Source organism: Armatimonadota bacterium, from assembly GCA_013314775.1.
Classification (GTDB): Bacteria; Armatimonadota; Zipacnadia; order Zipacnadales; family JABUFB01; genus JABUFB01.
This window is the reverse complement of sequence record JABUFB010000002.1, coordinates 23,608-37,225: the sequence shown is the minus strand read 5'-3', so window position 1 is coordinate 37,225 and position 13,618 is coordinate 23,608. Positions and strand designations below refer to the sequence as shown.

General features: G+C 63.6%; 12 protein-coding genes. 3 read left to right on the top strand and 9 right to left on the bottom strand.

What is annotated here, in order from left to right; all coding sequences use genetic code 11:
* Nucleotides 1–19 precede the first annotated feature (19 nt).
* A complete protein-coding gene (locus HPY44_01535) occupies nucleotides 20–823 on the top strand; it encodes a dihydropteroate synthase (protein NSW54670.1) in 804 nt (267 codons plus the stop codon).
* An 84-nt stretch (nucleotides 824–907) separates the two neighbouring features.
* On the opposite strand, the gene melA is transcribed toward HPY44_01535, so the two are convergent.
* Together melA and HPY44_01525 are read right to left on the bottom strand one after the other, a co-directional pair.
* On the bottom strand, nucleotides 908–2,215 hold the full coding sequence (melA, locus tag HPY44_01530; GenBank protein NSW54669.1) for an alpha-galactosidase: 1,308 nt from the start codon (nucleotides 2,213–2,215) through the stop codon (nucleotides 908–910).
* Between the two features lie 81 nt (nucleotides 2,216–2,296).
* Nucleotides 2,297–2,872: a carbohydrate binding domain-containing protein gene (locus HPY44_01525; GenBank protein NSW54668.1), complete on the bottom strand. Its 576-nt coding sequence runs from the start codon at nucleotides 2,870–2,872 to the stop codon at nucleotides 2,297–2,299.
* A 17-nt stretch (nucleotides 2,873–2,889) separates the two neighbouring features.
* Between HPY44_01525 and HPY44_01520 the strand changes: the two genes are divergently transcribed.
* Complete coding sequence (locus HPY44_01520; protein ID NSW54667.1) at nucleotides 2,890–3,753, top strand: hypothetical protein; 864 nt, start codon at nucleotides 2,890–2,892, stop codon at nucleotides 3,751–3,753.
* Here HPY44_01520 and HPY44_01515 read toward each other — a convergent pair.
* The 5 genes from HPY44_01515 to HPY44_01495 all read right to left on the bottom strand — a co-directional run bounded on the left by HPY44_01515 (nucleotide 3,735) and on the right by HPY44_01495 (nucleotide 10,954).
* Nucleotides 3,735–4,871 carry a glycosyltransferase family 4 protein gene (locus HPY44_01515; GenBank protein ID NSW54666.1) on the bottom strand — a complete coding sequence of 379 codons (1,137 nt, stop codon included), beginning with the start codon at nucleotides 4,869–4,871 and terminating at the stop codon, nucleotides 3,735–3,737. The two genes, HPY44_01520 and HPY44_01515, sit on opposite strands and share 19 nt — an antisense overlap.
* The gene (locus HPY44_01510; GenBank protein ID NSW54665.1) at nucleotides 4,868–6,052 is read right to left on the bottom strand and encodes a glycosyltransferase family 4 protein; all 1,185 of its coding nucleotides are present in this window, start codon (nucleotides 6,050–6,052) and stop codon (nucleotides 4,868–4,870) included. Before HPY44_01510 ends, HPY44_01515 begins: the two co-directional genes overlap by 4 nt.
* Before the next feature lie 53 nt (nucleotides 6,053–6,105).
* The gene (locus tag HPY44_01505; GenBank protein ID NSW54664.1) at nucleotides 6,106–7,083 is read right to left on the bottom strand and encodes a glycosyltransferase; all 978 of its coding nucleotides are present in this window, start codon (nucleotides 7,081–7,083) and stop codon (nucleotides 6,106–6,108) included.
* The gene (uvrA, locus tag HPY44_01500; protein ID NSW54663.1) at nucleotides 7,083–9,905 is read right to left on the bottom strand and encodes an excinuclease ABC subunit UvrA; all 2,823 of its coding nucleotides are present in this window, start codon (nucleotides 9,903–9,905) and stop codon (nucleotides 7,083–7,085) included. Before uvrA ends, HPY44_01505 begins: the two co-directional genes overlap by 1 nt.
* 596 nt (nucleotides 9,906–10,501) lie before the next feature.
* Complete coding sequence (locus HPY44_01495) at nucleotides 10,502–10,954, bottom strand: hypothetical protein (GenBank protein NSW54662.1); 453 nt, start codon at nucleotides 10,952–10,954, stop codon at nucleotides 10,502–10,504.
* A gap of 95 nt (nucleotides 10,955–11,049) precedes the next feature.
* Between HPY44_01495 and HPY44_01490 the strand changes: the two genes are divergently transcribed.
* A complete protein-coding gene (locus HPY44_01490; protein ID NSW54661.1) occupies nucleotides 11,050–11,721 on the top strand; it encodes an endonuclease III in 672 nt (223 codons plus the stop codon).
* A gap of 3 nt (nucleotides 11,722–11,724) precedes the next feature.
* On the opposite strand, the gene HPY44_01485 is transcribed toward HPY44_01490, so the two are convergent.
* Both HPY44_01485 and HPY44_01480 read right to left on the bottom strand, forming a co-directional pair.
* Complete coding sequence (locus HPY44_01485) at nucleotides 11,725–12,471, bottom strand: hypothetical protein (protein NSW54660.1); 747 nt, start codon at nucleotides 12,469–12,471, stop codon at nucleotides 11,725–11,727.
* Between the two features lie 32 nt (nucleotides 12,472–12,503).
* Nucleotides 12,504–13,613, bottom strand: a complete 1,110-nt coding sequence (locus HPY44_01480) for a Gfo/Idh/MocA family oxidoreductase (protein NSW54659.1) — start codon at nucleotides 13,611–13,613, stop codon at nucleotides 12,504–12,506.
* Nucleotides 13,614–13,618: the final 5 nt, after the last annotated feature.

Here is a 13,618-nt window from a genome sequence, read left to right as displayed (position 1 = left end):
ACAGGAAGGTTCAGGCAAAATGATCATCGTGGGCGAGCTCATCAACGGAACCCGCAAGAACCCGAAGCAGGCGATCGCGGACAAGAACGCGGACTACATTGCCGAGCTTGCGAAACGCCAGGACGAAGCCGGGGCAACGTTCATCGATGTAAACCCGGGCACTACCGGTGATGCGGAAGTCAGCGACATGCGCTGGCTCGTGGAGACCGTACAGGCCGTCACCAGCAAGCCACTGAGTTTCGACAGCCCAAACGTAAAAGCACTCCGCGAAGCATTCGAAGCCTACACCGGCGACCAGACGCCACTGGTGAACTCGATCACCTTCGAGAAGGAGAAGATCGACTCCCTGCTGCCGCTGGTGGCCGAAAGAGGTGCCAATGTGGTGGCTCTCGCGATGGGAGATGACGGCATGCCCTGCATGGCCGGACAGCGCGAGACCACCGCGAAGAAACTCATCGACACCCTCACAGGCGCCGGCGTGGCCCCAGACCACATCTACGTGGACCCGGTCATCGCCCCCCTGAGCACTTCCCATGAGACCGGCGTACATGTGTTCCAGGCAATTCGGGAGATCAAGACTTACTGCCCCGAGTGCCACATCACCTGCGGCCTGAGCAACATTTCCTTCGGCCTCCCGGCGCGCAAGCTGGTCAACCGCGTGTTCCTGGTTCTGTGCATGGCCGCGGGGCTCGACTCGGCGATCATGGATCCCCTGGACCAACAGATCATGGCTGAGATGGTTGCAGCCGAGGCGCTGCTGGGCCAGGACGAGTGGTGCATGAACTACATCACGGCAAGCCGCGAGGGCAAGCTGGACGTCTAGAGTCGGTCCCCCGAAAAGCGCGAACGCGGCAGGTCCTGTCTCCGGACCTGCCGCGTTGTTTCATCGCCTCGTCTTCTCGCCCGCTCACATCTCAAAGAACGGCTTCAGCCACGGCTGCTCTGCTTCAAGCAGCTCGTTGAACATGCTCCGGATCTCCGACAGGCTGCACACCGCGCTGGTCAGCGGGTCCAGCAGGCACGCCTGGTAGGCCTTCTCAAGGTCTTGCTCCAGCACGGCCTCCACCGTAAGCTGCTGCACCGCCACATTTGTGGTGTTCAGGTAAGCCAGTTGCGTAGGCAGGTCGCCGACCACGCACGGGTTCACACCGCATTTGTCGGTCATGCACGGGACTTCAACGCAGCACCCGAAGGGCAGGTTGCCGATGATCCCGTCGTTCATCACGTTCCCGTTGAACCGGAACAAGGTGTCAGTGTAGACCGAGTGCATGATGCGTGACGCGTACTCACCGGAACGGCGCAACTGCAGGGCGTCTTTCTCAACATCGCCGCCTTCGGGGATGTCGTCCTGCCAGATGCGGTGGGCCTGCCCGCCGTCCATGGTGGGAGTAGGCGAGGCGCACTTGAATTCATCGTAGATGTCCTGTCGCTTGCGGAAGTAAGGCACGTACTCGGACATATGCCGGGTGCTCTCTGTGACGAAATACCCGAAGTGCTTCATAATTTCGAAGCGCACGTTGTCCTTCGCGTAGGTCTCAGGGTCATCGGCTGCTTCGAACAGGCGCGGGTACAGGTCTACCCCATCCTTCTCAAACCGCAGGAACCAGGACATGTGGTTGATGCCCGCAACCCAACTGGTGACATCACTCGAGGGCTCGCCGATATATCCGCAGAGCTGTCCGTGGGTGCCCTGGACGCTATGGCACAGACCGACATTGCGGATGCATGATCCCTCGCTCATGATCCAGGTGAGCATGGCCATGGGGTTGGTGTAATTCAGCAGGAGTGCGTCAGGGCAGAGTTCCTCCATGTCGTGACAGATGGCCAGCATTTCCGGGGCACTGCGCAGCGTCCGGAACACGCCACCCGGCGTGATGGTGTCCGCCACGCTCTGCTTGATGCCGTACTTGCGGGGGATCTCGATCTCGTAGTAGAAGGGCACACCGTTGTAGGCCGGGCCGCCAACGGCGATGGAGATGACCACGAAATCCGCGCCTTCCAGGACCTCGCGGCGGTTCGTGGTGGAGGTTACCTGCGCCGGGAGCTTGTGATAGTCCACTACCCGCTGCACGAAACTGCGGACGCCCTCGGCCGCATCGGCATTGATGTCCACCAACGCCAGCTCTGCATCCTGAAATTCGGGGAACGATAGAATATCCACGGACAGACGGCTCCCAAAACCGCTGCCCGCACCTATGAGGACGATCTTGGCCATGTGAACTGCCTCCAGTCCCTGCCTATGATTGCACCGGCTTCCAGCAGCGCTTCCGCTGGTCGCCCGGGTGTTCCCCAAGCGTCAGGGCGCAGGCTCTTCAACCAGCGCCAGGTCGTCAAAGTACGCGCGACCGACGGACACGCTCCCGGAGTATACGAGCACGGTTGCATGGGTCGCGCCTTCGGGTGCGGTCACGCTGAGGCTCAACATACGCCAGTCCGGCGCATCGGAGATCGACACGCTCTTGTTCTCCACGCGTGTTCCCCCGGCCCAGTATTCGAGATACAGCGCCGCGCCGGGCTTCGGTCCGCTCTCGATTCGCGCCCAGGCCGAGGCGCGATACTGCCTTCCCGGCTCGATGGGCACTCGCGGACTGCGAAGACCCTGGGATACCTTCTCCGACAAATCGGTGATCGCTACGCAAGCAACACCCGTGCGCGCATCCGCCAAGGTGTAGACGGCATAATTGGGCTCCGCCCAGGCGGTCCATCCCGCAGGTCGGGCAGTGGTCTCATCCAGGACCTCGAAACTGGGGTTCTCTAACAGGTTGTCCTGGGCTGCGCAGGAACATGCGAGGGTGAGCGCGAAGATTACCGGTGAAACCGTGGGGGCGATGCGGGAAACTCCTCCCCCGCGGGTAGCGCGCAATATGGCCATCGGGTGGGCCCCCTTCTGTGATACGTTACGGCAATGCGCTCCTGCTGGCGACAGCCTTCGTTGTGGTCAGTCTCGCTGCCAACTACCAGCGAGCCAATCGCCAGCCGGCGCTGCTCCTCGAAGCCTTCGGCCATAGCTTCGGCAAGTACGGCCTGTGGTCCTTCGCGGCGCTTTCCCATCTGAAGGCGGCAGACCTGTGCCTCGCGAATGCAGGCAGTCTGGACACCCGAAACCCGGAGGCCGCCGGCACGGCGAAAGCGATAGCGGCAAGAAACCTCAAGCGTGCTGCTGACATCGTCGATGCGCTCAATCTGTCCGAACAAGCGGAAGCCCTGCGAACCCGGGCGGCAGCGCTCACTCCACAGGACCGGGCTGTCCAGGTGGGAATTCTGGCCAACAGGGCAAGGCAGGACGATGTGGATGCCCGCGAGAGCCTCTACCGGCTAGCATTCCTGGAGCACCAGCCGGACGCCCTCGTCGCCGTTGCCCGGATGCTCTTGGCGCAAGGCATGCAGTCCGACGCCGAGAGCATCCTGCGGCACGCGGTCAAGAAACACCCCGGCCACGTAGAGGCTCGTCTGATGCTGTCGGAAGTTCTCATCGAGCGCGGCGCAATGGCCGCTGCCGCAGAGCAGGCATCCGAGGCCGTCCGGCTGACCTCCGACTCGGAGATCCGCTCGCGAGCCTGGTCCCTTCTCGCCGCGTCCGGAACACCCGTGGATCTCCGTCAGCGCATATCGGTGCAGGCACGGGACTTGCTCGCGAGGTACGGTGTCACCGCTGCCGCGTTGATCCTGTACATTCTGGCCATTTTCCGGCCGTCCCTGTGCGCCCTGGCCCGGCGGTGCGCAACCAGGGCCCCTCAACCGCTGACCGTCTGAGACAGCGCCTCGTACAGCACCCCCGCGACCTTCTCGTAGGTGAACTCAGCCAGAACAGCACGCCGTCCGTTCTCACCAAACTTGCGCGCCAGTTCCGGGTCTTCCAGCAGTGTTTGCATCTTGTCTGCCAGATCTGTGGGGTCACCTTCCCGGAATATCAACCCCCCGGCCGTCCTGTTGATCAGCGACGGTATGTGGCCCGAGCTCGAGCCCACCAGAGGTATCCCGCAGCCTGACGCCTCGACGAGTACGCGCCCAAACTGCTCCTTCCAGTGAGTCTGAGTGCGCGAGGGCAAGACCAGCATGTCCATCAGGTTCAGGTAGTCCGGGACGGCATTGTGGGCCACGGAGCCGGTAAAGCGGAACAGACCGGGCGGAAGTTGCACACGCGCGGCATCGGCGAGACGTTCCCGGGCCGGGCCGTCGCCAATAAGCACCACGGTGAACACCGGTCCCATACGCTTGACCAGAATCCGGGCCGCGGTGAGCAGGTCCCAGACGCCTTTTTCCGCGGCGATCCGCCCAAGATACCCGATAACCGGGCCCTGGATTCCCAGGCGCGCGCGGAGTTCCGAGCTGTCCTTGGGCTTGACCAGTTCGGGGTCCACCCCGTGCGGGAGTTCGGTAAGACTGCCCTTGTAGCCCTTCTGGCGCAGGACCTCCGCCGCTTCCTCGCTGATCACCAGCGCGTGGTCCGCTCGTGCGAGCGCCCGGGCCTGCATGAATGAGAACGGCGGGAGGTACTGCTTGTAGAGGTTCTGCTTGGTGTAGAAGGCGAACTTGCAGTTGAGGCGCCGCTGCCACTGCAGCGCCTGTGTGGTCACCAACGAATAGGGCTCTTCATCGGCGAAGATGATGTCGGGACGAAATTCAGCCAGGGCATCGCCCAGACGCGGGTACCAGTGGAAGTGGATCGACCCCGCGAACCGTGCGTGGAGCGGCTTGCAATAGCCACGCAACTCGGGAAGGGCCTCGAAGACCGTATCACCGCGCAGCGATGAATACCAGCGGTTGGGGGCGATGAGCAGCATTTCAACGCCGGGATGCTTGAGCAGCTCCACGTAGATCTGCTGGTTCACATCGATCACGCACGAGTGACTGATTGCGGCGATCTTCAATTGCTTTGCCCCCCCGACGGGTCATGGGTGCTGTACGGGGCTTCATTGTCACCAAACCAGGCCTCAAGAAGCGCGCGCACCTGCTCGGCCTGATAGTCCCAGGACAGCTTGCTAGCCTTCCTCTGAACCGCGCGCCGCATCTTCGCGAGTAACGCTGGATCAGCGGCGAGGATCTGTAGTTTCTCCGCGATCACATCGGCATCCGGGGGCACGATGTAGCCGCTCACTCCGTCCTCCACAAGATGCTCAGATCCGCCCACCGCCGTGGTGATCAAGGGAAGACCGCACGACGCGGCCTCGCCGATAACCAACGGGAAGCCCTCTGCATCACTGGGGAACCCGAAGCAGTCAGCCATCCCGTAGAACCACTGCGGAGACCCTGTTGGCGCCACAAATCGTACACGATCCTCAACACCATTGTCACGCGCGAACCTGGTGAAGAAGCCCACGTCACCTTTGCCCACGATGACCAGGTAAGCAGTCCGTTCGGGCATCTTGCCGAGGGCCTCGATCAGGAAAGGCACGCCTTTGTCAAACCAGCGACCTCCCAGAAACAGGATGACAAAGGCATCCCGCGGAATGCCCAGTTTGTCGCGGACCCGATTGCGATACAGCTTGCGGGTCTCGGGACGGAACACAGCGTGGTCGACGCCATTCTCCGTGACCTGCACCTCGGCTTCCGAGAGACCGTGCTGCGCCATCACGTAGTCTTTCAGGAACCGCGAGACCGTCATGACCGCACCCCGACACTTACGGACAGCGCGGCCCTCGAAGTGCAGGAATGTGCGGGAGCGGAACCACTGAAACAGGCGTTTGAAAGGGTTCGGCGGATGGTAGCGCCACTCCACGGCCTGAGTGCGTTCGGCCCGCAGTGCATGACAGGTGTGGAGCATGACGCAGTTCTGGACCAGGCTGTTGCCGCCCTGTGACATGATGGCGTCGAACCGGGCATTCCGCAGCGCGAACCAGGAGGCGATCAAGATCCAGAATCCCTCCAGGGTGGAGCTGTGGAAGGGGCACCACATCTTGTGCACGGACAGGCGCTCACCCCGCAGTCCCTGGGCCGAGAAGCAATACAGGTGCACCTCATGATAGCGGCTGAGCCGTTCCGCCAGCTCGCACACAACCCTCTCCTGGCCGCCGCGCCTGTTCACGTGCTCCGTAACGATGGCTATGCGCATGAGTCGCGCTCCTGATAGGATGATGCGGCTAACGCGCGCCGGGCAAAGGACGGTCAGGCCTCCCGCTCGGTGGTCGGCGAAAGCAGTCGGCGGTTCCTGAGATAGGTCCGCACGCCTGCGATCTTCCCTCGGGTTGAGGCCCAGAATTGCACAGTAGCGTCTCGCGGCGACCGCGGCAAAGCGGCCAGCCACTTGGCAACCCCGTACCGGGTCCCGGTTCCCACCAGCAGCGCGTACGCCAGGAAGACGCAGCGCCGCACAGGCCCCATGTACTTGAGCATACAGTAGACCCAGTTGTGGCTGTCGGAGTATACCAGGCCCGGCGCGGTCTTCTCACGGGTCGAGTCGCCGAACCGCTGGGCCGGGTAGTGATCCACCGCTATCACCGGGTCGTAGATAAGCCGATAGCCCTGACTGCGCACATGCAAGGACGCATCGGTGTCGTTGAGACAACACGAGCCGCCGGACATGTTTTCGTCAAAGGGCTTGAGCAGTGTCCGGCGAAAGCTCATGTTCGCGCCCTTGAGGTGATCTACTTCGACGGCGCCGTCCAGCAAATCCAGGTGGTGGTTGCCCACGATCCGCCCCGACCACGCGATCTTTCCCACGCAATCCACCCGGCCGAAAAGTACATCGCCCTGCTCGTGTTTCTCGTGCACCACATCCCTGCCCCCCACACCGCCCACCTGCGGGTCATCGTAGTATGTCATGATGCGCTCGAGCCAGTTCTGCCAGGGCACGCAGTCGTCGTCAATGAAGCAGACCACATCCCCAGTGGCGACCTGCAGGCCGGAGTTCATGGCCACGATCTGCCCCGGTCGGTCGGCGATAGCCCGGGTAAGGGTCACGCCGCGCTCCTGTGGGCGGTTCTGTGTGAGCCAGTCTTCCAGGCAGGCCTGACTGTCCAGGTCAACGTCCCGCAACACCACGACGATCTGCTCGGGCAGGCGTCTTCCGGCCATCACGCCATCCAGGCATGCAACCAGGCGGTCCGGGCGGCGATAGCTGGGAATCAGGACAGTGGCGGTCATCAATGTGAATGGGCTTCCAGGGCGGCTTTCAGAAACCGCGCGGTATGCGAACGGCTGTTGGTGATAATCTGCTCGGGCGTCCCGGTGACGACGACCTCCCCACCCTCGCGTCCTCCCTCGGGGCCCATGTCAATAACCCAATCGGCCAGGCGGATCACGTCCAGGTTATGCTCGATCACAAGCACGGTGTTCCCAGCATCAACAAGCCGGTTCAGCACTTCCATGAGCTTCTCGATGTCCGCAAAGTGCAGGCCCGTGGTGGGCTCGTCCAAGATGTACAGGGTCTTGCCGGTCTCCGCCTTGGACAGCTCTCGCGCCAGCTTCAGCCGCTGGGCCTCACCACCTGACAGCGTGGTGGCCGGCTGCCCGAGGGTGATGTAATCCAGTCCGACATCATTGATCGTGCGCAGGATCCGCTCGATCGCCGGCACATTGTGGAAATGCTCCAGCGCCTCGGCCGCCGTGAGGCTGAGCACGTCCGCAATGCTCTTGCCTTTATACAGGATCTGGAGGGTCTCCCGGTTATATCGTGTCCCCCCGCACTCCTCGCAGGGCACATACACATCTGACAAGAACTGCATCTCAATCTTCACGACGCCGTCGCCTTCGCAGGCCTCGCAACGCCCGCCCTTGACGTTGAAGCTGAAGCGCCCGGGCTTATACCCCCGGGTGCGTGCATCCGGCGTTGCCGCGAACAGCTCGCGGATCGGTGCGAAGAGCCCCGAATACGTAGCCGGATTCGATCGCGGCGTCCGACCGATAGGGCTCTGATCGATGTTGACGATTTTGTCCACATGCTCAACGCCGGCCAGCGACTCGTGGGGCCCCGGCTTGTCCATCGTTCCGTGCAGCCGCTTGCGCAAGCCAAGGTAGAGCACGTCGTGGACCAGCGTGCTCTTGCCTGACCCGGACACGCCCGTCACCACCACCAGCCGCCCCAGAGGAAAATCCACGGTGACGCTCTTTAGATTATGCGCGGTGGCGTGCTTCACCTGCAGGGATTGTCCGGTGCCCTTGCGCCGGTGCAATGGATTCCTGACGCCCAGCCTGCCTGTGAGATAACCCCCGGTGAGGGAGGTCTGCGAGGCCTTCATTTCACTCACGGGTCCCGCGAAGGTCACTCTGCCGCCTCGGATGCCTGCTCCGGGGCCAAATTCCACCACATAGTCCGCGGCCTCAATCGTTGCTGGATCGTGCTCAACTACAATGACCGTGTTGCCCAGGTCGCGCAGTTCGAGAAGGGTCTTCAGCAGACGGTCCTGGTCCCGGGCGTGCAGGCCGATGCTGGGCTCGTCCAGGATGTAAAGCACCCCGGCCAGGCCCGAGCCGATCTGGGTCGCGAGCCGGATACGCTGAGCCTCGCCACCGGAGAGCGTGGGCGCCGCGCGATCCAGCGTGAGGTACCCTACACCCACCTCAACCATGAATCTCAGGCGCGCACGTACCTCGGCCAGCAGCTCCGATGCCACCAGACCGCCAGTAGGCCCAAGATCCAGGTTCGCGAAGAAGTCCAGACAGGCGGACACGTCCAGGGCCGAGACTTCGGGCAGGGTCATCCCGCCGATGCGCACCGATCGGCTCTCGCGCCTGAGACGCGAGCCACCGCAGGCCGGGCAGGGCATACTCGCGTAGTAGCGCTCGAAATACTCCTGCTTGGCTTTTGAGCGCGTACCGGTCCGTCCCCGTTCACTGGCAGGGACGAGTCCTTCGAAAACCTTCTCGTATTCGTACTCACGCCCGCTGCGGGTCTGGTAGCCGAAGCGAATCTTCTCGTCGCCCGACCCATACAGGACCACCTCGCGGGCTCGTTCGGGCAGGTCCTGCCAGGGCGTGTCCAGGTCGAAGCCGTAGTGTTTCGCCAGGCCCCGCATAATGTGCTCAACGTGCCCGCTACGGATGCGCCCATAGATCTCCAGGGCACCGTCGAGAATCGACTTGGTGGGGTCGGCCACGAACAACTGAGGGTCGATGTCGGTGACGACTCCGAGGCCGCCGCAGTCCGGACACATGCCGTGAGGGCTGTTGAAGGAGAAGGACGAGGGCGTGAGCTCCGGGTAAGTGATGTCACAGCGACGGCAGGCAAACCGGGTCGAGAACTCAAGATCCTCGCCGCCCACAGGCTGCACGATCACCTTGTCATCGCCCTGGCCGAGAGCCGTCTCGATGGCCTCGGCAAGGCGCGAACGCACGTCCGCGGCCACAACGATGCGGTCCACAACAAGCTCGATTTGGTGCCCGTCTCCCTGGAGGTCGATGCCCTCGGCCAGATCGACCACGTCACCATCCACTCGTGCGCGCACGAACCCGGCGCGCCTGGCTGTACGCAGGGCTTCGCGCTGCTTTTCCGTCACGTTCAGCGGAGCGAGAATCAGGCAGCGGGTTCCCTCGCCAAGAGCCATGACCCGGTCCACGATCTGCTGTGGAGTGAAGGCTCGGATCTCCTCGCCGCACTGGTAGCAGTACGGTTGACCCAGGCGCGCATACAGAACCCGCAGGTAGTCGTGGATCTCGGTGATCGTGGCCACCGTGGAGCGCGGATTGGGGCTCGCGGATTTCTGGTCGATGGCGATCGCGGGCGATAGGCCGTCGATGTGGTCCACGTGGGGCCGGGACATCACCCCCAGCACCTGCCGGGCGTGAGTGGACAGGGATTCGACGTACCTCCGCTGGCCCTCGGCGTAGATGGTGTCAAAGGCCATGGACGACTTGCCCGACCCGCTGACACCGCAGAAGACCACCAATGCATTACGGGGCACCTGCAGGTGAACGCCCTGAAGATTGTGTTCGCGCGCGTTGTAGACTGCGATCCTGTCCTGCGACACGGTGCGTTTCATCCCCACGGCCGGCGATCCTGCTCCGGCACTTCAGTCACGCCCGGGACGAGACACGAGCCCGGGCACCATTTGCGCAAGTAGCCTTGCATGTTACCACGAGCTTTCGCCAGGGTCAAAGACCGCAGGCAATACAGCAGGTCCATCGGTTGTGTAAGAGAGGCGCGCCGGCTGGGGCCGAACGCCGTTCACCGTGCCGTTCGCCGAGAGGCGTTGCCCCACAGCCCGCGGAGCGAGCGGCAGCCTATGGCCGGAGACGGAAGCCCCCGGACTGCCGCCCCACGATGCGCTTTGAGCCCTGAACGGGGGCGACAGACAGGCCGTTACCCGTGCACCGAGTCGGGCCGCCTCTCCGGGGCCCAGGGCTTCTTCCTGCGACAGGCGTCCCCCGGTTTCCGCCGGGGGCTATAGGCGGACGGCTCCTGCCGGAGCCTGATGGAACGCGGCGCGGCTTCAACACCACGGGCACCGGAAGCTGGCCCAACACGGGCCGGCACGCATCCCGCCAAGCCGATGCTCCCGGGCAATACAGGGGCGATAGGCCTGGAATAGGGTTCGCCGCGGGAACCGGGTGCCCGGAAAACGGGTCACGGCGCCCCAGACGGTCGCTCCCAACGGGGAATATGGCGGGACAGGGCGGCTTCCACCTCGTCGCCATTTTCGGCCAATCGCAGGATCAGTCCGTCGGAGATGGACCGGTGGGTCGGCTCAGCCTGCGTACTCACGGCGATGAAATGAGGGCCCCGCAGATGGCAAGCGAGCTGATCCCACGTGCGGCTCTTGCGCCAGAGGATTCCGCGCACGCGAATGCCCTCGTCATCGATAGTGTATGTGGAGGGGAACAGGAAAGGCGCGCCGGCCGCGAGGACCACCGCGAACGCGACCATGCCGTATGCAATCCCGCCGAAACTTACGCTGCAGAACCCCGCGACCAGTGCGGCCATCGCTGCAAGACCTGCAGCCTGAGCCGGTCGCTTGGCTGCGGGCCAGACGGTCCAGGTCAAGGTCTCGGTGCCGTTTTCGGGTCCTTGAGAGCCCACAGTTGCGCCTCCATGCGTCGATTTGGCAGGGCACCACACGCCGCAAGGCGAAAGAGCATTTCCGGCGAAACAGGTCACACGGAGATGCCAACGCGATGCAGAGAAGCGTGCTGGCACGTGTCATTCGGCAGGTAGACAAGGCGCTGGCGAAGCAGTACGGTGCTGCTGGGTACGATGGACAGACGGACCTGGTGGGCGGCCTGGTGAACACCATCCTGTCGCAGAACACCACCGCCGCTAATCAGCGCCGTGCTTCTGCGCGCTTGCGCGAGACATTCCCCGACTGGGATGCCGTCGCCGATGCCGACCCCGCGCGCATCGCCGAAGCCATCCATCCCGGCGGTCTCGCAGACATGAAGGCCGTCCGTATCCGCGACATCCTCAGACAGATCCGCCAGGAGCAAGGGCGTATCGACCTGGGGTTCCTCGCCAGTCTCTCCAGCGAAGAGGCCACCCGTTATCTCATGTCATTCAAGGGCGTGGGGCCGAAGACCGCCGCCTGTGTGCTTATGTTCGAGCTCGGGCGACCAGCGTTCCCGGTTGACACCCACGTCCTGCGCATCTGCAAGCGGCTGGGGTGGCTGAGCCCGGACTGCGATGCTGAACGGGCACACGAGATCATGGACCGCGCCGTCCCAGCGGATGTGCGCTATCAGCTGCACGTGAACATGGTCACCCATGGACGCAAGCTGTGCCGGCCCAACAATCCGCGCTGCGCCCAATGCCCGATCCGCGGCTTCTGCGAGTATGCGGACAAGACCGCCTGAGCGTCAACCCTCGAGCAGCCGCACCGCCATCAGGAAGCACTCGATCGCCAGGGCACGATAGCCTGCGGGCGTGGGATGTACTCCGTCCCGAGCACCGGAGTTGTCCGGCGTGCGGATCAACTCCCGCTCGCCTCCCGATAGCGCCCGCCGCCAGTCAGCCACCAGCACACCCTCCTCCCGCGCAACCTGCGCCACCGCTTCGCTGTACCGGCTCAGGAGTGCACCGAGTCCACCGTCCGCCTCGTAGAACTCCCTCGGGTGGCGGTCGAAATACAGGTCGTCAATTGCGGGCGTGATCGTCGACAGTATCGGTGTGCTGCCTGCTTGGCGCACGCGCCGCACCATCTCAATCAGGTTCGCGCGGTAGGTTCCCAGTGGGACTGTGTACACATCCGGCCCAGTCTTGACGCTGTCGTTCAGACCGAAGTTGATCAGCACAATATCGGGCCGGTGGGCGAGGACATCCCGCTCGAGACGCGCCAACCCTGCGCCGGTGGTGTTCCCCCCGACGCCGGCGTTGATCACTCGACACGTTCCCTCGCCGTAGCGATCGCAAAGGAGACGCTGCAATTGCTCGGGATAGGGATCGCCCGGCTGCATGTGTGCGCCGAAGGTAACGGAGTCGCCGAAGGCCACGATGGTAAGCGAGTTTCGGTTCAAGACCCGCATACGGGGTGCGGCGTTGTCAGTCGCGGGGGTTTCGGCGGCCCCCACTGCGGTGGCGGTCAGGACCAGCAAGATCGTGATCATGGGGTCCACCTGTGCACACCCTCCGATCCCTATCAGGGAAGCGGGATGTCCACAATCCGTCGCTGCGCGGCGCTAATGCACGCCGCCTGAGCGATCTCCACGCTGCGCAGTCCATCCACAGCCAACAGCCCGCGCAGCTCGGGTTCGATCTCTCCAGTGTCAAGCACACGGTGGAAGCACTCTAGTTCGCGCTCCACCAGCTTGCGCAGGAAAAGCGGGGCACCCCACTTGTCGCTGCCGTGCACGATCCCTCTCGCCATTGCTGCGTACACATCGGCCGCGGACTGGCGGCAATCCGGGTCGTCGTACATCGGATGCAGCCGGGTGTCCTTGCCGACAGTAATCGACACCTGCCCACCCTCGCCCGCGCTCCAGTTGACGACGATGGTGCCCTCGCTGCCGTCAATGCGCAGGAAGTGGCTGCGATTGCGGTAGGCCGAACCGAACTCAAAGGTGCCCAGGGTTCCCTGGGAATACTGCACGGCGACCTGAACCACATCATCCTCAGCTTCGCAGCCGCCGGCTTCGTGGGCGAGGTTGCCCATCTGGGCGTAGACGCTGGCGACGTCACCCAGTATCCAGCGTGCGGTGTCGATCTCGTGGATGTGGTGGAACAGGTGCCCACCCGAAAGGCTGCGCCGGGTCTTCCAACCTGGTGCCTGATGATCCATATCCACCCAGAAGACCCGTTCAACCCGGAGCGCCACCGGTCGCCCAATCAGCCCATCGACCACGGCCTGCCTCGCCCGGCGCACGCCGTCCATGAAGCGCTGCGGGTGGCCCATGAAGAGGACGACACCGGCCGCCTCCGCCGCCCGGATCATCTCACGGCACTCGGCGACATGCAGGCCCATGGGCTTCTCGAGGAACACGTGTACCCCGTGCGCTGCCGCGGCCGTAACCGGCTCAAGGTGCGCGTTGTTCGGTGTGGCCACAATGAGTGCGTCTAGTTTCGCCTGCTCCAGCATCTCCTGCAGCGTCTCATATGCAACGCATCCAAGCTCCCGCGCGAGAGCGGATGCTTTCTCGGGCGTCCTATTGTGCAGAGCAACGACCTCGAACGCCGGCATCTCGCTGCAGATGCGGGCCTCAAGTTGCCCCATATACCCGATGCCCGTCACGCCAACGCGAAAGGTCGTCATGGGTA